Source organism: Neisseria sp. HMSC70E02 (assembly GCF_001838645.1).
Lineage (GTDB): Bacteria > Pseudomonadota > Gammaproteobacteria > Burkholderiales > Neisseriaceae > Neisseria > Neisseria macacae.
The window spans coordinates 11,369-35,681 of sequence record NZ_KV838068.1; the positions used below are offsets into that span (position 1 = coordinate 11,369).

At 51.4% G+C, this 24,313-nt stretch carries 23 protein-coding genes and 1 other RNA gene; 19 read left to right on the forward strand and 5 right to left on the reverse strand.

The genetic code is table 11. The features are described 5' to 3' along the window. The 6 genes from HMPREF3277_RS15560 to HMPREF3277_RS01960 form a co-directional block, all read left to right on the forward strand. On the forward strand, window positions 1-393 hold a 393-nt coding region (locus HMPREF3277_RS15560; protein WP_283127064.1), incomplete at its 5' end, for a solute carrier family 23 protein. Window positions 394-580: 187 nt separating this feature from the next. Beyond that, window positions 581-1,156, forward strand: coding sequence for a hypothetical protein (locus HMPREF3277_RS01940; protein WP_070869879.1), 576 nt, complete (start codon window positions 581-583; stop codon window positions 1,154-1,156). A gap of 324 nt (window positions 1,157-1,480) precedes the next feature. Beyond that, the gene (locus HMPREF3277_RS01945; RefSeq protein ID WP_070869880.1) at window positions 1,481-2,425 is read left to right on the forward strand and encodes a DnaJ C-terminal domain-containing protein; all 945 of its coding nucleotides are present in this window, start codon (window positions 1,481-1,483) and stop codon (window positions 2,423-2,425) included. Between the two features lie 11 nt (window positions 2,426-2,436). Beyond that, window positions 2,437-2,730: a chaperone modulator CbpM gene (locus tag HMPREF3277_RS01950; protein WP_003778771.1), complete on the forward strand. Its 294-nt coding sequence runs from the start codon at window positions 2,437-2,439 to the stop codon at window positions 2,728-2,730. Window positions 2,731-2,798: 68 nt separating this feature from the next. Beyond that, window positions 2,799-4,556, forward strand: a complete 1,758-nt coding sequence (gene recD, locus HMPREF3277_RS01955; protein WP_070869881.1) for an exodeoxyribonuclease V subunit alpha — start codon at window positions 2,799-2,801, stop codon at window positions 4,554-4,556. Window positions 4,557-4,800: 244 nt separating this feature from the next. Beyond that, window positions 4,801-5,919: a hypothetical protein gene (locus tag HMPREF3277_RS01960; RefSeq protein ID WP_039410217.1), complete on the forward strand. Its 1,119-nt coding sequence runs from the start codon at window positions 4,801-4,803 to the stop codon at window positions 5,917-5,919. A 66-nt stretch (window positions 5,920-5,985) separates the two neighbouring features. Here HMPREF3277_RS01960 and HMPREF3277_RS01965 read toward each other — a convergent pair whose 3' ends face one another. The 3 genes from HMPREF3277_RS01965 to cysT form a co-directional block, all read right to left on the reverse strand. Continuing rightward, window positions 5,986-7,059 (reverse strand): sulfate/molybdate ABC transporter ATP-binding protein, encoded by a 1,074-nt coding sequence (locus tag HMPREF3277_RS01965; RefSeq protein WP_070869882.1) that lies wholly within the window; start codon window positions 7,057-7,059, stop codon window positions 5,986-5,988. Then, complete coding sequence (cysW, locus tag HMPREF3277_RS01970) at window positions 7,056-7,916, reverse strand: sulfate ABC transporter permease subunit CysW (protein ID WP_070440899.1); 861 nt, start codon at window positions 7,914-7,916, stop codon at window positions 7,056-7,058. The genes HMPREF3277_RS01965 and cysW overlap by 4 nt, the downstream gene beginning before the upstream one ends. Window positions 7,917-8,291: 375 nt before the next feature. Continuing rightward, window positions 8,292-9,128, reverse strand: a complete 837-nt coding sequence (gene cysT, locus HMPREF3277_RS01975; protein ID WP_070869883.1) for a sulfate ABC transporter permease subunit CysT — start codon at window positions 9,126-9,128, stop codon at window positions 8,292-8,294. A gap of 173 nt (window positions 9,129-9,301) precedes the next feature. Between cysT and rep the strand changes: the two genes are divergently transcribed. From rep to HMPREF3277_RS02000, 5 genes are all read left to right on the forward strand, one after another. Continuing rightward, entirely contained in the window at window positions 9,302-11,302 is a 2,001-nt protein-coding gene (gene rep / locus HMPREF3277_RS01980; protein WP_070869884.1) for a DNA helicase Rep, read from the forward strand. 454 nt (window positions 11,303-11,756) lie between these two features. After that, complete coding sequence (locus HMPREF3277_RS01985) at window positions 11,757-12,170, forward strand: hypothetical protein (protein WP_003768229.1); 414 nt, start codon at window positions 11,757-11,759, stop codon at window positions 12,168-12,170. A gap of 162 nt (window positions 12,171-12,332) precedes the next feature. Then, on the forward strand, window positions 12,333-13,808 hold the full coding sequence (gene trpE / locus HMPREF3277_RS01990) for an anthranilate synthase component I (RefSeq protein ID WP_070869885.1): 1,476 nt from the start codon (window positions 12,333-12,335) through the stop codon (window positions 13,806-13,808). 61 nt (window positions 13,809-13,869) lie between these two features. Then, window positions 13,870-14,439, forward strand: a complete 570-nt coding sequence (locus tag HMPREF3277_RS01995; protein WP_003768254.1) for an RNA 2'-phosphotransferase — start codon at window positions 13,870-13,872, stop codon at window positions 14,437-14,439. Window positions 14,440-14,688: 249 nt separating this feature from the next. Beyond that, window positions 14,689-16,596, forward strand: a complete 1,908-nt coding sequence (locus HMPREF3277_RS02000; RefSeq protein WP_070869886.1) for an ATP-binding cassette domain-containing protein — start codon at window positions 14,689-14,691, stop codon at window positions 16,594-16,596. A 117-nt stretch (window positions 16,597-16,713) separates the two neighbouring features. Here HMPREF3277_RS02000 and ssrA read toward each other — a convergent pair. Continuing rightward, window positions 16,714-17,076, reverse strand: a transfer-messenger RNA (tmRNA) gene (ssrA, locus tag HMPREF3277_RS02005). 159 nt (window positions 17,077-17,235) lie between these two features. On the opposite strand from ssrA, the gene HMPREF3277_RS02010 reads away from it, so the two are divergent. From HMPREF3277_RS02010 to HMPREF3277_RS02045, 8 genes are all read left to right on the forward strand, one after another. Continuing rightward, window positions 17,236-17,667: a type II toxin-antitoxin system RatA family toxin gene (locus tag HMPREF3277_RS02010; RefSeq protein ID WP_070869887.1), complete on the forward strand. Its 432-nt coding sequence runs from the start codon at window positions 17,236-17,238 to the stop codon at window positions 17,665-17,667. Then, window positions 17,660-17,935 (forward strand): RnfH family protein, encoded by a 276-nt coding sequence (locus HMPREF3277_RS02015; protein WP_070869888.1) that lies wholly within the window; start codon window positions 17,660-17,662, stop codon window positions 17,933-17,935. The genes HMPREF3277_RS02010 and HMPREF3277_RS02015 overlap by 8 nt, the downstream gene beginning before the upstream one ends. Window positions 17,936-18,019: 84 nt before the next feature. Beyond that, complete coding sequence (gene pth, locus HMPREF3277_RS02020; RefSeq protein WP_070869889.1) at window positions 18,020-18,598, forward strand: aminoacyl-tRNA hydrolase; 579 nt, start codon at window positions 18,020-18,022, stop codon at window positions 18,596-18,598. A 54-nt stretch (window positions 18,599-18,652) separates the two neighbouring features. Continuing rightward, on the forward strand, window positions 18,653-18,859 hold the full coding sequence (locus tag HMPREF3277_RS02025; protein ID WP_003763661.1) for a hypothetical protein: 207 nt from the start codon (window positions 18,653-18,655) through the stop codon (window positions 18,857-18,859). Continuing rightward, complete coding sequence (locus HMPREF3277_RS02030) at window positions 18,856-19,242, forward strand: VanZ family protein (protein WP_070869890.1); 387 nt, start codon at window positions 18,856-18,858, stop codon at window positions 19,240-19,242. The genes HMPREF3277_RS02025 and HMPREF3277_RS02030 overlap by 4 nt, the downstream gene beginning before the upstream one ends. Before the next feature lie 298 nt (window positions 19,243-19,540). Next, window positions 19,541-20,320, forward strand: a complete 780-nt coding sequence (locus tag HMPREF3277_RS02035; protein ID WP_003743122.1) for a (Fe-S)-binding protein — start codon at window positions 19,541-19,543, stop codon at window positions 20,318-20,320. Beyond that, a complete protein-coding gene (locus HMPREF3277_RS02040; RefSeq protein ID WP_070869891.1) occupies window positions 20,317-21,018 on the forward strand; it encodes a LutC/YkgG family protein in 702 nt (233 codons plus the stop codon). Before HMPREF3277_RS02035 ends, HMPREF3277_RS02040 begins: the two co-directional genes overlap by 4 nt. Continuing rightward, entirely contained in the window at window positions 21,015-22,469 is a 1,455-nt protein-coding gene (locus HMPREF3277_RS02045) for a LutB/LldF family L-lactate oxidation iron-sulfur protein (RefSeq protein WP_070859505.1), read from the forward strand. The genes HMPREF3277_RS02040 and HMPREF3277_RS02045 overlap by 4 nt, the downstream gene beginning before the upstream one ends. A gap of 406 nt (window positions 22,470-22,875) precedes the next feature. Here HMPREF3277_RS02045 and bioB read toward each other — a convergent pair whose 3' ends face one another. Beyond that, the gene (gene bioB / locus HMPREF3277_RS02050) at window positions 22,876-23,928 is read right to left on the reverse strand and encodes a biotin synthase BioB (RefSeq protein WP_070869892.1); all 1,053 of its coding nucleotides are present in this window, start codon (window positions 23,926-23,928) and stop codon (window positions 22,876-22,878) included. Window positions 23,929-24,313: the final 385 nt, after the last annotated feature.

Below are 24,313 nucleotides of genomic sequence, written 5' to 3' on the forward strand. Positions count from 1 at the left end.
CCGGTAACGACTTACGGCGAGGGAACGGGCGCGGGGATGATTACGAAAAACAGCAATCCAGTCATTATGACTTGGGCGGCAATTTTCGCCATCGCTATGGCATTTTTCGGTAAATTTAATGCTTTCCTTGCTTCTATCCCTCTGCCCGTAATGGGCGGCATCATGCTGCTTTTGTTCGGCACGATTGCTTCTTTGGGCATTAAAACGCTGGTGGATGCGAAAGTGGATTTGATGCAGCCGAAAAATCTGGTGATTGTCAGCTCGGTTTTGACGGTTGGCGTCGGCGGCATGGCGGTTCATGTCGGTACGTTGAGTTTTGCCGGCGTCGGTTTGTGCGCTATTTTGGCGATTGTATTGAATTTCTTGCTGCCGAATCCGAAGACGGAAAGTTGATTTGGCATTGTCGCCGATAGGGAGAAAAGGTCGTCTGAAACGGGGAATGCCCTGATTTCAGACGACCTTTTTAGCGAAAGGATTTGATGTTGGAAAAAATAATAATAAGTCGTCTGAAACGATATTCTTGCCATATAGATATATTGATATGTTAATATCTTATTTTTATTAAACAGGAATAGTAACCATGTTGCACAAAATCGGGATCATGAGCGCGTTGATTTTGGGTCTTGCCATGCCGGCCGCTGCCGAATGTTTGATTCAAAAAGATAGCATCGCAGGAATTAAATTAGGGCAGAACTTAAAGCAGGTAAAACATAAATTCCCGAAGGCGAAAATGGAGAGAGAAAGCGATCCCGAAGGTGTGGCGTATGTTGCCATTACACTGTCTAAAGACGTCATGGTTATCACCCATCAAGATGGAGACGACGATCCTGATGCTCCTATAAAACTCCATAAAAAAATTGATTCTTTGGAGACCTACTCTCCCGCCTGTCACACGGTTTCGGGGGTACATCCGGGCATGAAGATTAAAGATGCAGAAGCCAAACTGGGTAAAGTCAAAAAAATCATAATGTCGGAAATCGAATCTCGTGAATACGCAATATTTACCCGCCACCCGAAACATTTCGACTTTAGAATGGAAATGGGAGCAGGAATTTATTCAGGTAAAGGTAGAGCACCGAATCAAACTCGGCGTTACCGTAAAGGGGGCAGTATTTTAGAAATTTCTGTATCTAAATACGGAGGTTTTGATAACTGAAGAGCAGGGCATTAGGCAAAAAGCTTACAAAGCCGACTACGGAATAGAAACGCTCCTGTACGTTCCAGCTGGCTTTTAAAATCCCTGAAAACTGTCCAAACGGCTATGGGATTTGAACAACCGCCGCCCTGTAACTGTTGCCGATTGATTTCACTATATAATACAGGTCGTCTGAAAACCGGATTTCCGTTTTCAGACGACCTTTTTGATGCTTACCTGCCTTAACCGTTTATTTGTGCGCCTAGAGTATTGAATCTATGCCTTCCGCCCTTATAAATAGCAAATACGGCATAATGATTAACATGATAAAGACGGAAGAACGATATGGCAGAAAAAACCTATTACGAAATTCTCGGCGTGGACAAAACCGCCGACGCCGACACCATTAAAAAGGCCTACCGCAAACTGGTACGCAAATACCATCCCGACGTCAGCAAAGAACCTGACGCCGCCGAGCGCACCGCCGAAATCAACACAGCCTACGAAACCTTATCCGACCGTGAAAAGCGTGCCGAATACGACGAATTGCTGGCCAACCCCTACGGCCGCAGCGCAGGCGGCAATCCGTTCGGCGGCGCGCAATCCGGCGGCTTCCGCTACGAATACCGCGGCGGCGAACCTTTCGGCGCAGGCGATTTCAATTTTGAAGATTTGTTTGCCGGCTTCGGCCGCAGTCAGAGACAGGCGCACGCAAGGCCGGACGGCCCGATTAAAGGCGAAGACCAGCACGCCGAACTGAGTATCGATATTTACGCCGCTTATGTCGGCGCGGAGCGCTCATTAAGCCTGAACGTGCCGACCGTGGACGAATACGGCCGCGTCGGTTATCAGACCAAAACCTTAAACGTCAAAATTCCCAAAGGCATTACCGAAGGCCAGCAAATCCGTTTGGCGGGACAGGGCCTGCCCGGTCACAACGGCGGCGCAAACGGCGATTTGTATCTGAAAATCAAGTTCCACGACAAACCCGATTTATACGTTAAAAACAAAAAAGACGTATACCAAACCATAGACGTCAAGCCTTGGGAAGCCGTATTGGGCGGCAAAATCATCGTTCCCACCGCAGCGGGACGTTTGCAGGTCAACCTGCCCGCCAACAGCCAAAACGGTAAAAGCATACGCCTGAAAGGCAAAGGCATTCCGGCCAAAGAAGCGGGCGATTTGTACCTCAACATCCGCATCAGCGTTCCCAAGGCCGAAAGCGAAGCCGACCGCGCCGCATGGGCGCAGCTTGCCGCCCACTTTGACGGCAAAAGCGCATCAAATTGAAAGGACAAACCATGACGCAACACACCGACATTACCCTGACTTTCGAAGAAATCCTCGCTGCCAGCCGCTGCCGCCGCGATTGGCTGCTGGAGCTGATAGAGGAAGAAATCATCAGCGTAAACGGCAGGCCGGAACAAACTTTGTACAGCGGTTTCCAACTTGCCCGTATCCGCCGCGCCCAGCGCCTGAGCCGCGACTTCGATGCCGGCATTCCCGCGCTCGGCCTGATTATGCGCCTGCTGGACGAAGTGGAAGAATTGCGCAAGGCACAGCGGCCTTTATCCCTGCTGGATGAAGGCAAATAGCGGTCAACAAAAGAAGGCCGTCTGAAAAACAGTTTTCAGACGACCTTTTTTCAATACGGGAAACGAAAATGGCTGAGAATACTGCCGATGATTTGAACCTTGCCGCCGCACAAGCGGCCGGGCATTTGCTGGAGCGTTGCGTACCGGAGCATGCTGCGGTGCTGACGCCTTATGTGTTGCGGCTGTTTGCTGCTTTGCAGAACGGGCATTCGTTTGTTTGGCTGGATGAGGGCGAGGCGGAGGAATTGGCGGGATTGGCGCCGACGGTCGGGCAGGGCGCGTCGCCGTTGGTGTTGCAGGGCAGAAAGCTGTTTTTGGGGCGGATGTGGCAGCTCGAGCATGATTTGGCGGCTGAAATCAAGCGTTTGGCAGAAGCGGAAGTCGAGCCTGTGGATTGGATGAGCGCGTCGCAAAACTTGTCCGGCTGGTTTGCCGACAAAGGCAGCGCAGGGCAGCGGGATGCGGCGGGGCTTGCCCTGCTTCAAGCGTTTATGCTGATTACGGGCGGGCCGGGTACGGGCAAGACGACGACGGTGGCGAAACTTTTGGGGCTGATTTGCACCAACTCTGCCACGCGCCTGCCGCGTATTGCGCTTGCCGCGCCGACGGGCAAGGCGGCGGCGCATATGGCGCGCGCGCTGCATCGGGCAGTGGACGGTTTCGAGATGCCGGATGCGGTGCGCAATCATTTGTCCGCGCTGGAAGGGCAGACGGTCCACCGCCTTTTGAAACTGCGCCCGCCGCAAATGCTGCCTGCGTTTGACGGCAACCACCCGCTGCCTTTGGATGTGTTGGTGGTGGATGAGGCTTCGATGTTGGATGTTTCCCTGCTGCTTCACTTGCTGCGTGCGATTCCGTCGGGCTGCCGCGTGATTTTTTTGGGCGACGAGTTCCAACTGCCTTCGGTCGGCGTCGGCGCGGTATTGGCGGCGTTGTCGAGACGGACGGTTTTGGATAAGGAGACGGCGGATCAGCTGAGCATTTATCTGCCGGAACACGGTTTCCCCGTGGAGGAAAATCCGCCGGTTTTGTCGCAAAACGTCGCGCAACTGACAGTCAGCCACCGTTTCGGCGCAGACAGCGGCATCGGCTGTCTGGCTAGGGCGGTCGTATCGGGCAAGAGCGGGGAAGGTTGGGCGCAGTTTGCCTTGTTCCCCGACGAACTGGAAATCCGCGAAGGTCGTCTGAAACAGCAGGCGGAGCTGCTTTACCGCAAACACGAAAAATACTGGCAGGCAGTCGATAAAAACGATGTGGCGCTGGCGTTCGGACACGCGGCGGATGTGGTCGTTTTGGCGGCATGGCGGCAGGACGCGGAGGCGTTCAACGAAGAGTATTGCCGTTATCTGCAACGCAAACATCGGGCGGGCGCGGATACGCCGTGGTTCGCGGGACAAATCATCATGATTGCGCGCAACGACTATACGCTGGAAGTGTTCAACGGCGACATCGGGCTGATTATGCCCGACGCGGAATCGGCGAACGGCTTGGCGGCGTATTTTCCGAATGCGGACGGTTTCAAAAAAATCGCCATCAGCCGCCTGCCGCAGTTTGATTCCGCGTTCGCCATGACCGTGCATAAAAGCCAAGGTTCGGAATATCGGGAAGTCTGGCTGCTGCCGCCGTCGGGGAAAATAGAGCAGGGCGGAGATGACGCGCTGTCTGGCTTAAACAATGCGCTGCTCTACACCGCCATCACCCGCGCGCGGGAACGCTTCGTCTTTTGGGGAAATGAAGAACAATGGCGGTTGGCGGTGGAGACCCGCAAAACCCGCCGCACGGCATTGGGCGACATCTTGGACGCGATGTTCGTGCCGAAAGCTTGAATCAAACCCTAAAGGTCGTCTGAAAACGGAACGGATGCTGCCGGGAGTTTTCAGACGACCTTTCTCTATTGATATGCGTCAAAATCAGTTTGGAAATAAGCATAATACTCTAAATCTTCTTGACGGTTTGTGCCGTCTTTCATAGGATTACAGCCGTTCGATTACAAAAATTAGTAAATTTCTAACAAATATTGATTAGGAATTTTTGTTAAAAATACCTTTTACCCTTCAATCGGAGATTGGCATGAACATCCAAAAAAACTTTGCCGTTGTATGTGCTGCCTTGGCGGCATTACCCACCGCATTTGCAGAAACCGCTAGCGTAGAGCGCGATGCCGCCGCATTGGCAACGACGAGCGATTACGTCAATTCGGGCAGCGTCATCCGCAAAGACGAAGACAAAATCAGCATTTTCAACGATTTGCTGACCGTAAACGGCACATTCCGCGTCCGTGCCGACACCAAAGACATCAATGCCAACAACAGCAGCACCAATCCCACGCCCGACGCCTCCAATACCAATTTCAACGCCGAATTCTGGTTGCGCGCCAAACTTTATAAAGACTGGAAACTGGTGACCCAAATCGAACCCAACATCGACTTGAAAACCGGCAAATTCAACGGCGACCATGATGTTCCCGTGAACAAACTCTATGCTGAAGGCTCAATTACCGAAGGCGTCAAAGCCCGCGTCGGTAAATTCGGTGCATTCTCCTCCTACGGACGCGTCTGGGATACCGAAGTAACCGGCGGCGAAATCTTCTTTGACAACAAAACCCTGCCCACCAAAATCTATGCTGGCCGCCGTACCGGCAGCCTCAACGACAACGTATGGGGCATAGGCGGCCGCCGCAAACACTTCGCCGCCATTCAAAGCAGCCTGCCGATTAACGAAAACATCAACGTCGGCGCAACCGTCAGCTACATGAAAGACATAGACGTGCGCGGCGCGAAGAAAAACGCCGTCTTCGGCGAAATCGGCGCAGATGTCAAATTCAATGACGATTGGCGTTGGATGGCGGCAGTCAGCAAGTCCAACATCAAAGCCTATAACGACGCAGGACAAAAAATCAAAAACGACGGCGTGTTTACCGAAGTCCGCTATAAACTTGCCGACTGGAAAGTCCGCAATTCCTACGACGCCTTCCTGAATTACCGCCGCGTCGGTGCGCTTTCGGGCGTATCTTCCGTACAAGACTACAGTAAAAACGTACAAGGCGTACAAGTCGGCGCGACCTACGTTCCTTGGAAAAACTGGAAAGTGTCAGGCTTTTACTTGGCGGGCAAACAAGTTACCCCGACTGCCGGCTCAAGCAGACAAGACGTCAACGTCTTGCGCGGTCAGGTGGAATACAAATTCTAAGCCGTTTGGATAAAGCAAAGGTCGTCTGAAAACCTGTTTTCAGACGACCTTTCGTTATTCCCTCCATCAAATCGAATATTCAATCAACTCGTTCTGCGAAAACACATAAACCTGTTTCGGTACCAATGCCAACTCCCGCCCTGCGGCCAAGTTCAGCCTTGACGCGTCGCTGCCTGCCAGTGTGATATGTACGTCCTGTTTGCCGTGTTTCACCAAAACGTGCGTCAGTGCGCCGACGGCGTGGATTTTTTCGATTTCGGCGCGGATCATCGGGGTTTCGTGTTCGGCGGCAAGCTGCCATTCGTGCGGGCGGATGTAGCCGGTGGCGGTTTGTTCCTGCCATTTGTAGTGCGCGTCCAATTTCCACGCGAAGCCGTTGTAGTGCCAGATGCCTTTTTCGATTCTGCCTTCAAATGCGTCGGTTTCGCCGAGGAACTCGGTAACGAAGGCGTTTTCGGGTTTGCGGTAAATGGCTTCGGCGCTGCCGGTTTGTTCAATTTTACCGTGGTTCATGACGACGATTTCGTCGGAAACTTCGAGGGCTTCTTCTTGGTCGTGTGTCACCAGAATGCTGGTTACGCCTAGGTTGTGATGGATGTCGCGCAGCCAGGTGCGTAATTCTTTGCGGACTTTGGCATCCAGTGCGCCGAAGGGTTCGTCCAGGAGCAGGAGTTTGGGTTCAACCGCGAGGGCGCGGGCGAGGGCGATGCGTTGGCGTTGCCCGCCGGAGAGCTGGTGCGGATAGGATTTGGCGAGGTGGGAGAGTTGTACGAGTTTGAGCAATTCTTCGACTTTGGTGCGGATTTGTTCTTTGGACGGGCGTTCGGACTTGGGCAATACGGTTAAACCGAAGGCGACGTTGTCAAATACGTTCATGTGGCGGAAGAGGGCGTAGTGTTGGAACACGAAACCGACTTTGCGTTCGCGGACGTGTTTGGCGGTTACGTCTTGCCCGTCAAAGAGGATATTGCCGCCGTCGGCGTTTTCCAGTCCGGCGATGATGCGCAGGAGCGTGGTTTTGCCGCAGCCGGAAGGGCCGAGCAGGGAAACGAGTTTGCCGGTGGGGACGTTGAGGTTGATGTTTTTCAGCGCGTGGAAATTGCCGAAGTGTTTGTTTAGGTTTTGGATGGTGATGCTCATGCTGCGTTCCTTTCGGCGGCGGCGAGTTTTTTATCTTGTAATTTTGTGATGATGTTCTGCACCGCCAGCGTCGCCAGTGCTAAAAGTGCCAATACGCCGGAGAGGGCGAATGCGCCGGTGAAGTTGTATTCGTTGTAGAAGATTTCGACCAAAAGCGGGATGGTATTGGTTTCGCCGCGTATGTGTCCCGATACTACGCTGACCGCGCCGAATTCGCCCATCGCGCGGGCATTGGTGAGAATGATGCCGTAGAGCAGCGCCCATTTGATGTTGGGCAGGGTAACGCGCCAAAACATCTGCCAGCCGCTTGCACCGAGTATCAGTGCGGCCTGTTCTTCGCTGTCGCCCTGCGCCTGCATCAGCGGGATGATTTCGCGCGCGACAAAGGGAAAGGTAACGAACAGCGTCGCCAGAATAATGCCGGGAATGGCGAAGATAATCTGTATGCCTTGCGCTTCCAGCCAGCCGCCCAATGCCGTGTGTGCGCCGAACAATAAGACGAACATCAAACCGGCCACCACGGGCGACACGGAAAACGGCAAATCGAGCAGGGTGGTCAGCAACTGCTTGCCGCGGAAGTCGAAACGTGTCAACAGCCACGCCATCGCCACGCCCAAGACGGCATTGACGGGAACGACCACCGCGGCGGTAATCAGGGTGAGCTTGATCGCCGCCCACGCTTCGGGGTCGGTAATAGATTGAAGGTACAAATCCCAACCGCCTTTCAGCGCCTCGTAAAATACGGCGACGAGCGGGACGACCAGCATCAGCAGCAGGAACCCCAGCGCGACGGCGGTCAGCAGCACGCGCAACCAGCGCGGTTCGGTCAGGTTGGGATTGGCGGAATAGGGTTTCATGGCGGTGGTGTTCTCTGGTTGGTTTTAAGATGTTTGGAGGTCGTCTGAAAACCGTTTTCGTGGGGTGGATTCGTTTTCAGACGACCTTTTATCTTTTATGGATTAAAAGGGGAACAAAAAACGTCTAGCTGCCGTCATTCCCGCGTAGGCGGGAATCCATTGGTGAATTTCGGCTGCCTTATTGATTTTCTGTTTTCCTGTTGCCTTGCGGTGGATTCCCGCCTGCGCGGGAATGACGGCAACAGGGATTTCAGACGACTTTTCACGGTAGGTCGGATTCTTGAATCCGACAAAATATCCAGTATTCCGTTTTTCTGGTTTCGGGTGTCAAAACGTCGGATTCAAGAATCCGACCTACATTTTTCAGACGACCCCTCAACCCTTCGCGCCCGAACGCCTGCTCAACGCCCACTGCATCACGTTCAGCGCAAACAGAATCACAAACGAAACCAGCAGCATAAACAACGCCACCGCCGATGCGCCCTGCACGTCGAATTGTTCCAGCTTGCCCGTAATAATCAGCGGCAGGATTTCGGAAACCATCGGAATGTTGCCCGCGATAAAAATCACCGAGCCGTATTCCCCCGTTGCCCGCGCGAACATCATGCCCGCGCCGGTTAAGAGCGCCGGCATGATTTCCGGCAGCAGCACGCGGCGGAACGTCGTGAAACGGTTTGCGCCCAAAGTCGCCGCCGCTTCCTCATATTCGCCCGACAATTCCTCCAATACCGGCTGCACGGCGCGGACGATAAAGGGCAGGCTGACGACGACCAGCGCAATCCAAATGCCGACGGGCGTAAACGCGATTTTGATGCCCAAAGGCTCGAAAAATCGGCCGATCCAACCGTTGGGTGCATATAGGGTCGCCAACGCGATACCCGTAACTGCCGTCGGCAGCGCAAACGGCAAATCGACCAGCGCGTTCACCAGCCCCTTGAGCGGAAATTCATAGCGCACCAACACCCACGCCACCAGCGTGCCGAACACGACATTGGTCAGCATCGCATAAAACGACATCCGCAAACTCAGCCACACCGCAGCCAACACGTTCGGCTCGGCAATCGTGTTCCAAAAGCCGCCCCAGCCGATTTCCGCCGCCTTCGCCGCCATCATCGCAAACGGCAAAACCACCAGAAGCGACAGGCACAATACGGTCAGGCCGAGGCTGATTTTGAAGCCGGGCAGTACGCTGGGCGTTTTGAGTAATAACATGGTCGCTCGGAAGGGAAAAAGAAGATGCTGCCACTTTAGCGGGGTCGTCTGAAAAACGGAAAGAATGGTTTGTTTGTTGCAAAGATGATTTTGTTATATATGTCGGATTGCCGTTTGGGGCTTTCAGACGACCTGTTATAATCTGCGCCTCTTTTTGGTTCGTCTGCATTCCCATGAAACTCAACCCCCAACAGCAAGCCGCCGTCAAATACCTTGGCGGTCCTCTGCTCGTGCTTGCCGGCGCCGGCAGCGGTAAAACCGGCGTGATTACGCAAAAAATCAAACATTTGATTGTCAACGTCGGCTATCTGCCGCATACCGTTGCCGCGATTACCTTTACCAATAAAGCCGCTACGGAAATGCAGGAGCGCGTTGCCAAAATGCTGCCCAAGTCGCAAACGCGCGGGCTGACGATTTGCACCTTCCACTCTTTGGGCATGAAGATTTTGCGCGAAGAAGCGAACCATATCGGTTACAAAAAAAACTTCTCCATCCTCGATTCCACCGACAGCGCGAAAATCATCGGCGAACTTTTGGGCGGTACGGGCAAAGAACCCTTATTCAAAGCGCAGCACCAGATTTCCCTGTGGAAAAACGATCTGAAAACGCCGGAAGACGTGCTTCAGACGGCCTCGAATGCTTGGGAAGAACAAATCGCGCGCGTGTATGCGAGCTATCAGGAAACCTTGCAAAGCTATCAGGCGGTGGACTTCGACGACTTAATCCGCCTGCCCGCCGTGCTGTTGCAGCAAAACAGCGAAGTGCGCAACAAATGGCAGCGGCGGTTGCGTTATCTGTTGGTTGACGAATGTCAGGACACCAACACCTGCCAATTCACCCTGATGAAACTCTTGACCGGCGCGGAAGGCATGTTTACCGCCGTCGGCGACGACGACCAGTCCATCTACGCATGGCGCGGCGCGAACATGGAAAACCTGCGCAAAATGCAGGAAGACTATCCGCAGATGAAGGTCATCAAGCTGGAGCAAAACTACCGCTCCACCGCGCGGATTCTCAAAATCGCCAACAAAGTGATTGAAAACAATCCCAAGTTGTTCACCAAAAAACTTTGGTCGCAGTTCGGCGAAGGCGAAATCGTCAAAGTCGTTGCCTGCCAAAACGAGCAACACGAAGCCGACTGGGTCGTCAGCCAAATCGTCAAGCAGAAGCTGGTCGGCGGCGACAAAACCCAATACGCCGATTTCGCCGTGTTATACCGCGGCAACCATCAGGCGCGGATTTTTGAAGAAGCCTTGCGCAGCGCGCGCGTTCCCTACCAACTTTCCGGCGGGCAGAGTTTTTTCGACAAAGCCGAAATCAAAGACGTTTTGTCCTATTTGCGCCTGCTTGCCAACCCCAACGACGATCCCGCCTTCCTGCGCGCCGTAACCACACCCAAACGCGGCATCGGCGATGTAACGCTGGGCAAGCTCAACACCTACGCACACGAACACGAATGCAGCCTGTATGAAGCCGCGCAAAACGAAGAAGCACTCGCCCTGTTGAACAATACCAACCGCCAACACTTGCAAGCCTTTATGGATATGTTCGGCAGCTACCGCGCCAAAGCCGAAACCAGCGAAGCGGGCGAACTCATCAACGGCCTGCTCAAAGAAATCGACTACGAAAACCACCTGCTTGCCAGCGAAGAGGGTAAAGCCGGCGAAATCAAATGGCGCAACGTCAGCGACCTGACCGGCTGGCTAGAGCGCAAAGGCGAACAAGACGGCAAAAACATCATCGAACTCGCCCAAACCGTCGCCCTAATGACGCTCTTGGAAGGCAAAAGCGAAGAAGAAGTCGATGCCGTCAAACTCTCAACCCTACACGCCTCCAAAGGCTTGGAATACCCCTACGTCTTCCTCGTCGGCTGCGAAGAGGGCATCCTGCCGCACAACGACAGTATCGAAGAAGACAACGTCGAAGAAGAACGCCGACTGATGTACGTCGGCATCACCCGCGCCAAGCGCCAGCTTACGTTGACCCACTGCGTCAAACGCAAAAAACAAGGCACATGGCAGTTCCCCGAACCCAGCCGCTTCATCGACGAAATGCCGCAGGAAGACATCAAGATTTTAGGGCGCAAAGGCGGCGAACCGATTGTGAGCAAGGAAGAGGGCAGAAGCCATCTGGCGGGGATGCTGGATATGTTGGCGGCGAAAGGGAAGGGCTGATATAGTGGATTAACTTTAAACCAGTACGGCGTTACCTCTCCTTAGCTCAAAGAGAACGATTCTCTAAGGTGCTGAAGCACCAAGTGAATCGGTTCCGTACTATCTGTACTGTCTACGGCTTCGTCGCCTTGTCCTGATTTATGTTAATTCCACTATACATCAGAAAGACAGGGCGCAAAGAGGTCGTCTGAAAATGGTTTAAGGGCGTCTGAAAGTATCGGTTTTCAGACGACCTTTTTCAGCGATTTGAGGGTCGTCTGAAACGCCCGTCCTAGCAATAAGTAGCATATTCAAACTATTTCGTTTCGGGTATAGTATCGCCTGAACAGACTTTCAGGCAGGCTGATTGGTGCGGAAGCGACGTTTTATATGTTATCCCTAAAGATTCCCGCGCCGCCAATCGTCAGCCCGCCCTAAACCGTATGATGCGACATTGCTTTGGAGAAGCGCTGAAATGTTCAAACGTCCTGAAGAAATCATCGTCCTTGTCCTTGCCGTCATTTGGGTGGTGCTGACTTATTTCATCGCCGCCTTTCTCGGCGCCGATACTTACACCATCTTCCTGATTACCGGCCTGACGCTGGTATGGGCAGGCGTATGCTTCCGCCTGTGGCAGATTAATTTGAGCCGTAATATCTGGCCGCTGTTTTTAGGCAGCTTGGTGATGTGTTGGTGGCCATATTTGGATTGGTTCGCCATCAAAGACATCGTCGTTCCCGCTTCCGGAGGGGAGGCGATTATCCTGAACAGACCATGGTATGCAAGCTGGACCTTCAAATTCATCCTGTCGCTGATTCCGGTCGTACTCGGCTACGCATACAAATGGAAACAGGCTAAAAAACGCCATGCCGCTACGCCAAACGCCTGATATCCCCAGCCTAAAACGCCGTTGATAGCAAACGGCGTTTTGCTTTTTCAGACGACCCGCATACTGTCAACACCATCGATAAACTGCTATACTTTTCGGATAATTCAACCGGTTTTTACTCGGATAAGGTCGTCTGAAAAGTACCCGACAAACGGAATAGAAATGATCAGCAAACAAGAATACCAAGCCCAAGCCGCCCAAGGCTACAACCGCATCCCGCTCGTTCAAGAACTCCTTGCCGACTTGGATACGCCGCTTTCCCTCTATCTCAAACTCGCCAACCGCCCCTATACCTACCTGCTCGAATCCGTTGTCGGCGGCGAACGTTTCGGCCGCTATTCCTTTATCGGACTGCCTTGCAGCCACTACCTCAAAGCCGGCGGCAAACACGTCGATGTTTATCAAAACGGCGAAATCGTCGAGCAACACGACGGCAATCCGCTGCCCTTTATCGAAGCCTTCCACAACCGTTTCAAAACGCCCGAAATCCCAAGCCTGCCGCGCTTTACCGGCGGACTGGTCGGCTACTTCGGTTACGAAACCATCTACAATTTCGAACACTTCGCCCACCGCCTGAAAAACACCGCCAAAGCCGACCCGCTCGGCACGCCCGACATCTTGCTGATGCTGTCGCAAGAATTGGCGGTTATCGACAATTTGAGCGGCAAAATCCACCTCATCGTTTACGCCGATCCAGCGCAGCCCGACGGCTACGAACGCGCCCGCGAACGCCTCGAAGACATCCGCACCCAGTTGCGCCAAAGCTGCGCCATCCCGCTCTCGCTCGGCAGCAAACACACCCAAGCCGTCAGCGAGTTCGGCGAAGAGCCGTTCAAAGCCTGCGTTAACAAAATCAAAGACTACATCTTCGCAGGCGACTGCATGCAGGTCGTCCCCAGCCAGCGCATGAGTATGGAATTCACCGACAGCCCGCTCGCCCTCTACCGCGCCCTGCGCACGCTCAACCCTTCGCCTTATCTCTTTTACTACGATTTTGGCGATTTCCACATCGTCGGTTCCTCGCCCGAAATCCTCGTCCGCCGCGAACGCGACGACGTCATCGTCCGCCCCATCGCCGGCACGCGCCTGCGCGGCAAAACCCCCGCCGAAGACCTCGCCAACGAGCAAGACTTATTAAGCGACGCCAAAGAAATCGCCGAACACGTCATGCTTATCGATTTAGGACGCAACGACGTCGGCCGCATCAGCAAAACGGGCGAAGTCAAAGTAACCGACAAAATGGTAATTGAAAAATACTCCCATGTGATGCACATCGTTTCCAACGTCGAAGGTCGTCTGAAAGAGGGCGTTACCAACATGGACATCCTCGCCGCCACGTTCCCCGCCGGCACACTCTCCGGTGCACCCAAAGTCCGCGCCATGGAAATCATCGAAGAAGTCGAACCGAGCAAACGCGGCATCTACGGCGGCGCCGTCGGCGTATGGGGCTTCAACAACGACATGGATTTGGCGATTGCGATCCGCACAGCCGTAGTGAAAAACAACACGCTATACGTCCAAAGCGGCGCAGGCATCGTCGCCGACTCCGATCCAACCTCCGAATGGCAGGAAACGCAGAACAAAGCCCGAGCAGTGGTACGCGCTGCGCAGATGGTGCAGGAAGGGTTGGATAAATAAATTTCAGACGACCTTTGTAGAGAGGGTCGTCTGAAAATACTTAAAAGAAAGAAAAACACCCATGAGATTAAATGAAAAACAACAAAAATCCGTCAGCAAATTCCTTAGCCTGATCTTGCGTCACAGACCCGAACAGATCGGAATTACTTTGGACAAAAACGGCTGGGTGGATATTGATATCCTGCTGGCACAAGCAAATCACCCCAAGCACAACTTTACCGGCGTTGCATTGACGTACGATAATTTAATGGAAGTTGTTGAAAATAATGACAAAAAACGGTTTACCGTATCAGAAGACGGCAAGCGTATTCGTGCCGCGCAAGGGCATTCCACAAAACAGGTTGACATCCAGTATTGCGCAACGACACCGCCTGATATCCTATATCACGGTACAGCGGAAAAATCGGTACAGTCGATATTTGGTCAGGGGCTGCATGCAGGTTCACGCCATTTCGTCCATCTTTCGGCAGATATCGAAACCGCAATCAAAGTCGGTTCCCGACATGGTAAACCCGTAGTGTTAACCATCAACACCGCAGCCATGCTTGCCGACGGCCATCAGTTTTACCTCGCAGACAACGGCGTTTGGCTGACTGAAAACGTTCCGGCGAAGTTTATTGCCAAGTTATGAATTTAGTGCGAGTTTTCTTTTAGTTTATGTTTAGAAAAATCCGCCCGTAAAAATAAGGGGCGGATTTTGTTTGTGAGTAACTTATTATCTGGCACATTAGTTCGCATAATGTATATTATGTTAAATTATATGGATTGATTCAAGTTTCTCAATATTCTTTAGTTCTATTCATCTCTCTTCGTACCTATCACAGAGCTTTTTAAAATCAGTTAAAATACACGACTTGATTTTATTTTTCCCTATTTCCTTATGAACATCTTATCCGTAGAAAACGCTTCCTTTGCCGTCGGCCATGTCGCCCTGCTCGACAAAACTTCCTTCCAACTCGACAGCGGCGAAAAAATCGGTTTAATCGGCCGCAACGGCGCGGGTAAGTCTTCGTTTCTGAAAATCCTCGCCGGTGTACAGAAGCTCGACGACGGGCAGATTATTGTTCAAAACAACCTCAAAATCGTTTATGTGCCGCAGGAATCGTTTTTTGATAAGGAAGCCACCGTATTCGACACCGTCGCCGAAGGCTTGGGCGAAATCCGCGACCTACTGCGCCGTTACCACCGCGTCAGCCATGATTTGGAGCACAATTCAGACGACGTTTTATTAAAAGAACTCAACGAATTGCAGCTTGAAATCGAAGCGAAGGACGGCTGGAAGCTGGATGCGGCGGTGAAGCAGACTTTGGGTGAACTGGGTTTGCCGGAAAATGAAAAAATCGGCAACCTCTCCGGCGGACAGAAAAAGCGCGTCGCCTTGGCGCAGGCTTGGGTGCAGAAGCCCGACGTATTGCTGCTGGACGAACCGACCAACCATTTGGACATCGACGCGATTATCTGGCTAGAAAACCTGCTCAAAGCGTTTGAAGGCAGCCTGGTCGTGATTACCCACGACCGCCGTTTTCTGGACAACATTGCCACGCGCATTGTCGAACTCGACCGCGGCATTCTGCGCTCCTATCCCGGCTCGTTCTCCAAATACAGCGAGAAAAAAGCGCAGGAATTAGCGGTTGAGGCGGAACACAACCGCCTCTTCGACAAATTCCATGCGCAGGAAGAAGCGTGGATACGCAAAGGCATCGAAGCACGCCGCACCCGCAACGAAGGACGCGTGCGCCGTTTGGAAGAACTGCGCCGTCAGCGTGCCGAACGCCGCAACGTGCAGGGACAGGTCAACTTCAAACTCGACAGCGGCGAGAAAAGCGGCAAAATCATTGCCGAACTGGAACATGCCTCGTTTGCCTACGGCGACAAAGTCATCATGGACAAATTCTCCTCCATCTTGCAGCGCGGCGACAAAATCGGCTTAATCGGCCCCAACGGCATCGGCAAAACCACCTTTCTCAAGCTGATTCTGGGCGAATTGCAGCCGACCTACGGCAGAATCCGCATCGGCAGCAAGCAGGAAGTCGCCTATTTCGACCAATTCCGCAGCGCGCTGAACGAAAACGACACCGTGTTTTACACGCTCGGCCAAGGCAACGATTACGTCGAAGTCGGCGGCAAGAAAAAACACGTCATGAGCTATCTGGAAGATTTCCTGTTCCCCCCTGCCCGCGCGCAAAGCCCCGTCTCATCGCTCTCCGGCGGCGAACGCAACCGCCTCCTGCTGGCAAAACTCTTCACCCGCCCTGCCAATATCCTAGTCTTGGACGAACCGACCAACGATTTGGACATCGACACCCAAGAGCTGCTCGAAGACTTGCTGCGCGATTACCAAGGCACGGTATTTCTCGTCTCGCACGACCGTATGTTCCTTGATAACGTGATTACCCAAAGCATTGTTTTCGAAGGACAAGGTCGTCTGAAAGAATACATCGGCGGCTATCAGGACTACATCGACGCAAAATCACGCGAAGAGAAAATTCAGACGACCTCCGCGCCGAAAACAACCGCAGAACCGGAAAAAGCCAAACCCAAAGCCAACCGCACGGTCAAACTTTCCTACAAAGAACAGCGCGAACTCGACGCCCTGCCCGACGAAATCGCCACCTTGGAAACCGAACAGGCGGCAATCAACGCGCAGCTTTCCGATCCTGAAATCTTCAAAGATTATGAGAAAGCCGGTGCATTGCAAAACCGCGCCGAAGAAATCGAAACGCTGCTTTTGGAAAAATTGGAACGCTGGGAGCTTTTGGAGGCAAAGCAGAACGGTGAAGCAGTTTGATTTGTCGATAGTAGATTCCTGTTTGCTTTAAACATCAGCAATGAGATAACAAAAAGCCTTGAAATTATTATATTTCAAGGCTTTTATACGTTATAAAATAAAACTGAAAATTAGACTTGGTGGAGGCGGGGGGAATCGAACCCCCGTCCGGAAGTCCTCTACAGAGCGTTCTACATACTTAGTCGTGTCTATTTAAAATCTCGTTCCTATTATGCCGACCGACAGGCCTTCTAGGAACCAGTTACCTTAAATCTTATTTCCCGCCAAGTAACCCGGCGGAAAACCAGTCAATGTAAAATGACGTTGCGGTAGCTTGCGCTACACAGCCCATTGACCAACTGCTGCAACGGCAGGCCTTAAGCGGCCAGTGCGTAAGTTTCGTCGTTTGCGACTATTTAGATTCAGTGTTTTACGGGAAATCTGAGACCCCGGTATGCCCGCATCTGCTTTGCAACCCCCGTCGAAACCAAGATCGCCCCCAGATGGGAAAGGCCGATTATACGCATATCGTTATACTTTGCCAAGCAGGACTGTCTTGATGATGAGTTGGATTGGGATGGTTGCAGAGATTCGAGGTCGTCTGAAAAATACAGTGAATTCGTTTATAATACCGCTTTCCGATTTTGAGCCTGTTTGAGCATGAAAAAGGTTGAGAAGAATATCTTGGTTTTGCACAGCGCGAAGCAAATGTTTGAGTTGGTCGATAAGGTTGAAGACTACCCGAAATTTTTGCCCTGGTACAGTAAAACTGAAGTAATCGAACGAAAAAACAATGAGTTGAAAGCGCGTCTTTTTATGGACTATATGCGCGTGCGCCAATCATTTGCTACGCACAATCACAATATTCCCGGTAAGGAAATCCGTATGGATTTGTTGGAAGGACCTTTTAAAATCTTGCGGGGAACATGGAAATTCTTAGATTTGGGCGACGATATGTGCAAAGTTGAATTTAAATTGGAATATGAATTTTCCAACTCTGTCTTATCTGCCATGATTTCGCCTGTTTTCAGCCATTTGTCCGGAGCATTGGTTGATGCGTTCGTTAAAGAAGCGGATCGCCGTTATGCTTGAGATTGAAGTCGTTTACGGTTTGCCTGACAAGCAAGTGTTGAAAAAAATGAATGTGCAAAATGGCTGTACGGCGCGTGAAGCGGTGTGTCAAAGTGGTTTAGATGAAATATTTTCAGAACTGGACTTGCAAACTGCTCCGCTGGGAATTTTTGGCAAATCAGTTAAAAGTGAGACGCTTCTTCGCGATAAAGACCGGATTGAGATTTATCGCCCATTATTGATCGATCCCAAAGAGGCACGCCGCAAACGTGTACAAAATCAGGATTGATAGTTAACTTGGGTCGTCTGAAACCATTTTCAGACGACCTTTTATCGAAATTGACCGCATTTTCTGCGGTATTGAGAAATAATTATGTCGAATAAAATCAAAATGATCGTCGGACTGGGAAATCCCGGGGGCGAATACGAACAAACCCGCCATAATGCAGGATTTTGGTTCTTAGACGAACTTGCGTGGCAGTGGAAAGTATCATTTAAAGAAGAGAAAAAATTTTTTGGTGAGGTGGCGCGGGCGAATCTGCCTGATGGCGATGTGTGGCTGCTTAAACCCATGACTTTTATGAATCGTTCCGGCCAGTCTGTTGCCGCACTCGCGCAGTTTTACAAAATCAAGCCCGAAGAGATACTGGTTGTGCATGACGAATTGGACATTCCTTGCGGCCGTATCAAATTTAAACTTGGCGGCGGAAATGGTGGACATAACGGCTTGAAAGATATCCAAGCCCGTCTTGGTACACCTGACTATTACCGTTTGCGTTTGGGTATAGATCATCCGGGTGACCGTAACCTCGTTGTCGCTTATGTATTGAACAAGCCAAGCGCAGAACACCGCCAACAGATTGACGAGGCAATTGCCAAATCATTAAAAGCGATACCGAAAATAATGGCGGGCGAATGGGAAGAAGCTACACGTTTCCTACACAGCAAGTAAATGCTATTGTTGTGTACATCATTATCCGCCCTCCTCTTTTGAAAAATCCCCTATATGTCTCAGATTTTAGAATTAATCCAGAATGAACCCATCGGCGTAGTGGAAGAAACCCTTGATTTCCTGCTGTACGAATGCAGTATAGATGATGCACCGACAACAGAGGAAGTTGAACAATGGCGCGACATATTAAACGGACGCGGCAACAAATTCATCCGCCTTGCGGCTATCTGCCAAACTTGGTTGGATGAGGAACAAAAATGAAATTTCACCTCAATAAATTCAGCCTGTTGGCTATCGTTTGGTTTGTGGCCGGTATCTATTCTTTGATTTTCAAGGAATCTGGCAATACGCCGCCACCGTTTCCCAATTTCGACAAAGTAGCCCACTTCGCTTTGTTTTTTGCCCAGATTTGGTTATTGGCAAAATCTTATATTCACGAAAAAGCAAAAATTCCGTATCTCGGTTTGTTGATATTCGCACTTCTGTTTGCTGTTGGAAGTGAATGGGCACAAGCTACGTTTACCACAACACGCGAAGGCTCTATTGGTGACGGCATTGCGGATATGTTGGGCTCAGGTGCCGCGTTATGGGTTGCAGCAAAAATTAATGCATCTAAAAACCCTTCTTCTTACCAGTCTCATTAACTACCCTCCCCTATTTTTTTCTATAAAACTATTTGAAACTGGGATGCAATCATATTTGTTGAACACCCGGGCATTCATATGGATTGATTCATTTATTCATTAATAAATGAGTTAGCTTTTAAATATAATGATATTTATTCGCATATAACTATTTACATTTGTGGAATCAGTATTTCAGACGACCCATCAATCGTTTCCAATATTATTTTTTAAAATTATACTTGACCGCCTACATGCAATTACTTAAAGTAGCCGTCTATTTATACAAAGAAAAACGGGTACTCCCGTTAACGAAAAAATGAGCGCAATCACCCCACCCAAAATCACTACATTCGACAGCAAGCCGACCGATGTTTATTTCTTCGGCACCTGCGTCCTCGATCTTTTCATGCCCGAAGCAGGTATGGATGCCATTACTTTAATCGAGCAGCAAGGCATACGGGTTCATTACCCGATGGCGCAAAGCTGCTGCGGCCAACCCGCCTACTCTTCCGGTCATCCGACCGAGGCGTTTGATGTCGCCAAAGCGCAACTCGACCTTTTCCCTGAAAACTGGCCGATCGTTGTACCGTCCGGCTCGTGCGGCGGCATGATGAAACATCACTGGCCTACCCTGTTTAAAAATACAGAATACGAATCCAAAGCGGTTGATTGTGCCAACCGCATCATTGAGTTTACTCATTTCTTGCTTGCCATCGGCTACAAGCCTGAAGACAAAGGCGAACCGGTCAAAGTCGCCGTCCACACTTCCTGCGCCGCCCGCCGCGAAATGAATGTCCATATTTCAGGCTGGCAGTTGATTGACGGTATGGAAAACGTTGAACGTATTGTTCACGACCATGAAAGCGAATGCTGCGGTTTCGGCGGTACATTCTCCGTCAAACAAGCGGATATTTCCGGCGCGATGGTAACCGACAAAGTTGCCGCGCTGAAAGAAACCGGCGCGACCGAAATCATCAGCGCGGACTGCGGCTGCATGATGAACATCGGCGGCAAAATCGCTAAGGACGAGCCGAATATGCCGCGTCCGAAACACATCGCATCCTTCTTGTTGGAACGTACCGGAGGCAAAGCATGAGCGCGCGCGAAAATATTTTGGCAAAACTGAAAAAAGCCGACGCATTGCCGATGGAAGAGCCTGCGGTTTTTGATTATTACCGCGAAATGGGTGTTTCTTGGGACAGCGAAGTTGAGCGTCTGAAACATTGGGCTGCCGCTATGCGCGCCGTCAAAACCGAAATTTATTGGGTGACCAAAACCAGCTGGCCGCAAGTATTCCGTCAAGCAGCCGAAGGCAAAGGTTTGAAAAACATCCTGCTGCCGTTGGCGACTGAACACGGACAAATCGCCCGTGCCGCGCTGGTGGACAGCAATATCGAACCGATTGCTTTCGAGCGCGAAATCGATACTTGGAAAACCGAGTTTTTCGCGAACATCGATGCAGGCTTCAGCGGCTCGCAATGCGGCATCGCCCGCACCGGTACGCTGATGCTGTTTTCCAGCCCTGAAGAGCCGCGTACTTTAAGCCTTGTTCCGCCCGTGCATTTCTGCCTGTTTGATACGGCGAAGATGTATAACGAATTTCACAACGCTGTCGAAGGTGAAAAACTGGTGGAAAACGGTATGCCGACCAATGTTTTCCTGATTTCCGGTCCGTCCAAAACCGCAGACATCCAACTGACGCTTGCTTATGGCGCACACGGTCCGCGTGATTTAGTCATTCTCGCCATTCTGCCTGAACACATTTCCCCTGCCGATTTGGAGGAAAACGCATGACTACGCAAACCATCAAGTTCCACATGAAGCCGGAAACTTTCAAACAAAACGCCGCAATTTCCCTTCAAGATAAGCCTTTGCGTAAGAGTCTGCGTACCGCGATGGATATGCTGATGACCAAGCGCAAAGCCGTTTTGTCCGACGAAGAAGAGTTGCAAAACCTGCGTGATTTGTGCGAACACGTCCGTCAGCGTTCTCTGTCCAAATTGCCCACCCTGCTGGAGCAATTGGAAGAAAACCTGACTAAGCTGGGCGTGAAAGTACACTGGGCGGAAACGCCGGCCGAAGCCTGCGAAATCATCCACGACATCATTACTGCCAAAAACGGCAAGCTGATGGTCAAAGGCAAATCTATGGTCAGCGAGGAAATCGAGCTGAACCATTATCTTGAAGCAAAAGGCATTAAAGCGGTGGAAAGCGACTTGGGCGAGTTTATCGTTCAAATGGCAGGCGAAAAACCGACCCATATTGTGATGCCCGCCATTCACAAAACCAAAGAACAGGTTAGCGAACTTTTCCACCAAAATCTTGGAACTCCCTTAACGGACGACGTAGACCAACTGACCGGCTTCGCCCGTAAAGCTCTGCGCGATATTTACAGCACTGCCGATGTCGGTTTGAGCGGCGTAAACTTCGCTGTTGCAGAAACAGGTACGTTGTGTCTGGTGGAAAACGAAGGCAACGGTCGCTTGAGCACTACCGTACCGCCCGTGCATATCGCCATTACCGGTATTGAAAAAGTTGTGGCAAAATTGTCCGACATTCCTCCCTTATACAGCCTGCTGCCGCGTTCCGCCATCGGTCAGAACATTACCACCTATTTCAACATGATTACCGGTCCGCGCCGTAGTGAAGAATTAGACGGCCCGCAGGAAATGCACTTGGTTCTGCTCGACAACGGCCGCAGCCAAGCCTATGCCGAAGACCAAATGCGCCGTACCTTGCAATGTATCCGTTGTGGCGCGTGTATGAACCATTGTCCGGTTTATACCCGTATCGGTGGCGCGGCATACGGCACAACCTATCCCGGTCCTATTGGCGAGATTATTTCTCCGCACCTGTTGGGCTTGGATGCCACCCGCGACCTGCCGACTGCCTGTACGATGTGTGGTGCGTGTGTAGAAGTTTGTCCGGTGCGTATCCCGATTACCGAGCAAATGCAACGTCTGCGCGTTGAAGCGCAACGTTCACCGTCCGAAGTCGTACCGCATCCTATCCGCGGACAAGGCGCATCGCATACCTTCGGCGAACAAATGGCATGGCGCACATTCAACGGTATTTTCAGCGGCAGCAAGGCCTACCGTGCCTTCGGTTGGGCGGCCACCAAATTCCGTGCATTGACGCCAAGCAAGCAACTGGGCTGGACGGACAACCGCGTTCCGATGAAACCTGCCAAGAAAACGCTGCATGAAATGATGGCGGAAAAAATGCGTCAAAAAGAAAAAGCGTAAAGCTGAAAATCGATAAAGACGTATATTTGCCATCTAAACAGCAAAGGTCGTCTGAAAATCATAAACTGCACATTAGTAAGCCGGATACCAAATCCAGCTTGATCATGTGCAGTTTTTTATAACTTAATAGGCATATCTAGGATATATAGTGGATTAACTTTAAACCAGTACGGCGTTACCTCTCCTTAGCTCAAAGAGAACGATTCTCTAAGGTGCTGAAGCACCAAGTGAATCGGTTCCGTACTATCTGTACTGTCTACGGCTTCGTCGCCTTGTCCTGATTTATGTTAATTCCACTATAAAAAGAGTTTTCAAAGATAAAGGTCGTCTGAAACCGTGTTTGAAGCATTGGCTTTGTAAACACAGTTTTCAGACGACCTTGTTTATTGGGAATAGGCAAAAACGATTAATAATCCACCTTAATCTTAGGCGTTTCCTGCGCCGCTTCGTACTCTTCTTCCAACTCAAACCGCAGCGGGTACAAATCCAGTTTTTCCATCAGCAGGCGGTCGCCGTCTTCGTCGGGGTTTTCGGTGGTTAAGAGCTTGTCGCCGTAGAAAATCGAGTTCGCGCCCGCCATGAAACACATTGCCTGCATGGATTCGGGCATACCCGAGCGTCCGGCGGAAAGGCGGACGTAGCTGTGTGGCATGGTAATCCTCGCCACGGCGATGGTACGGACGAACTCCGTCCAATCCAAATCTTCGGCATCGGCCAGCGGCGTGCCTTCCACTTTGACCAACTGGTTAATCGGCACACTTTCGGGCTGCGGGTCGAGGTTGGCGAGGCTGGCAATCAGCCCGGCGCGCTCGGCGCGGGTTTCGTTCATGCCGACGATGCCGCCGCAACAGACTTTCAAACCGGCATTGCGGACTTTGCCCAAGGTGTCCATGCGGTCTTCGTGTTTGCGCGTGTGGATAATGTCGTTGTAGCGGTCGGGGTCGGTGTCAAGGTTGTGGTTGTAATAGTCCAAACCTGCTTTTTTGAAGTCTTCCGCCATACCGTCTTCGAGCATACCGAAGGTGCCGCAGGTTTCCATGCCCAGTCCTTTGACGGCTTTGATGATTGCGGAAACCGTCTCCACGTCTTTCGGTTTGGGGCCGCGCCAGGCCGCGCCCATGCAGAAACGGCTTGCGCCGCGCGATTTGGCGATTTTGGCTTTTTCAACGATTTCATCCACATCCATCATCTGCTCTTTGCCCAGATTGGTGTTGTGGTGCGCCGATTGCGGGCAGTAGGCGCAGTCTTCGGGGCAGCCGCCGGTTTTGATGGACAACAGGGTGGAAAGCTGGATTTCGCGCGGGTTGAAATTCTGGCGGTGGATTTCGGCAGCTTGGTAAACGAGGTCGAGAAATGGAAGTCCGAACAGGGCTTCGACATCGCATTTTTTCCAATAACGCGCGGTCGGATGCGGCTTGCGCTCGGTCTTTCGGCGCAAGGCGACGGGAGAGATGGTCATAGTGTGTTCTTTCGTGTTTACAGCGGCGCAATGACGCTGACTGCCTGACTGCCGGCACAATGACGGCAGCGGCGTGGTTAGATAAGTTGACATCGATGTTATTTGCCTCAAAGGGTTAAATCATTCAAACACTTGAACAATTTTGGCAGCCCATAAAATCATAAGACTGCCACCCTACTCTCGATGCCGCATGGAGTGTAACGCTTTTGAAAACTCAGGGCAAAATTTTTTAGCTTCTCATTCAAGAAATAAACTGAATTTCCTATTTTCATTGATGGAAACCAAATTTTCAGACGACCTCCAACAAGCGGAACAAATTTATCCATGTGCGATATTGGTGGATAAGCAGATTCAAACTATAGTGGATTAAATTTAAATCAGGACA

Coding starts and splice junctions, on each gene's coding strand:
- trpE (WP_070869885.1), top strand. CDS start 12,333: ATGATCAGCAAACAAGAATACCAAGCCCAAGCCGCCCAAGGCTACAAC.
- HMPREF3277_RS02045 (WP_070859505.1), top strand. CDS start 21,015: ATGACTACGCAAACCATCAAGTTCCACATGAAGCCGGAAACTTTCAAA.
- HMPREF3277_RS02010 (WP_070869887.1), top strand. CDS start 17,236: ATGAAAAAGGTTGAGAAGAATATCTTGGTTTTGCACAGCGCGAAGCAA.
- HMPREF3277_RS01960 (WP_039410217.1), top strand. CDS start 4,801: ATGAACATCCAAAAAAACTTTGCCGTTGTATGTGCTGCCTTGGCGGCA.
- HMPREF3277_RS01965 (WP_070869882.1), bottom strand. CDS start 7,059: ATGAGCATCACCATCCAAAACCTAAACAAACACTTCGGCAATTTCCAC.
- HMPREF3277_RS02030 (WP_070869890.1), top strand. CDS start 18,856: ATGAAATTTCACCTCAATAAATTCAGCCTGTTGGCTATCGTTTGGTTT.
- HMPREF3277_RS01985 (WP_003768229.1), top strand. CDS start 11,757: ATGTTCAAACGTCCTGAAGAAATCATCGTCCTTGTCCTTGCCGTCATT.
- HMPREF3277_RS02040 (WP_070869891.1), top strand. CDS start 20,317: ATGAGCGCGCGCGAAAATATTTTGGCAAAACTGAAAAAAGCCGACGCA.
- HMPREF3277_RS02025 (WP_003763661.1), top strand. CDS start 18,653: ATGTCTCAGATTTTAGAATTAATCCAGAATGAACCCATCGGCGTAGTG.
- HMPREF3277_RS02000 (WP_070869886.1), top strand. CDS start 14,689: ATGAACATCTTATCCGTAGAAAACGCTTCCTTTGCCGTCGGCCATGTC.
- rep (WP_070869884.1), top strand. CDS start 9,302: ATGAAACTCAACCCCCAACAGCAAGCCGCCGTCAAATACCTTGGCGGT.
- HMPREF3277_RS01995 (WP_003768254.1), top strand. CDS start 13,870: ATGAGATTAAATGAAAAACAACAAAAATCCGTCAGCAAATTCCTTAGC.
- HMPREF3277_RS01945 (WP_070869880.1), top strand. CDS start 1,481: ATGGCAGAAAAAACCTATTACGAAATTCTCGGCGTGGACAAAACCGCC.
- HMPREF3277_RS02035 (WP_003743122.1), top strand. CDS start 19,541: ATGAGCGCAATCACCCCACCCAAAATCACTACATTCGACAGCAAGCCG.
- cysT (WP_070869883.1), bottom strand. CDS start 9,128: ATGTTATTACTCAAAACGCCCAGCGTACTGCCCGGCTTCAAAATCAGC.
- recD (WP_070869881.1), top strand. CDS start 2,799: ATGGCTGAGAATACTGCCGATGATTTGAACCTTGCCGCCGCACAAGCG.
- cysW (WP_070440899.1), bottom strand. CDS start 7,916: ATGAAACCCTATTCCGCCAATCCCAACCTGACCGAACCGCGCTGGTTG.
- HMPREF3277_RS02015 (WP_070869888.1), top strand. CDS start 17,660: ATGCTTGAGATTGAAGTCGTTTACGGTTTGCCTGACAAGCAAGTGTTG.
- pth (WP_070869889.1), top strand. CDS start 18,020: ATGTCGAATAAAATCAAAATGATCGTCGGACTGGGAAATCCCGGGGGC.
- HMPREF3277_RS01940 (WP_070869879.1), top strand. CDS start 581: ATGTTGCACAAAATCGGGATCATGAGCGCGTTGATTTTGGGTCTTGCC.
- bioB (WP_070869892.1), bottom strand. CDS start 23,928: ATGACCATCTCTCCCGTCGCCTTGCGCCGAAAGACCGAGCGCAAGCCG.
- HMPREF3277_RS01950 (WP_003778771.1), top strand. CDS start 2,437: ATGACGCAACACACCGACATTACCCTGACTTTCGAAGAAATCCTCGCT.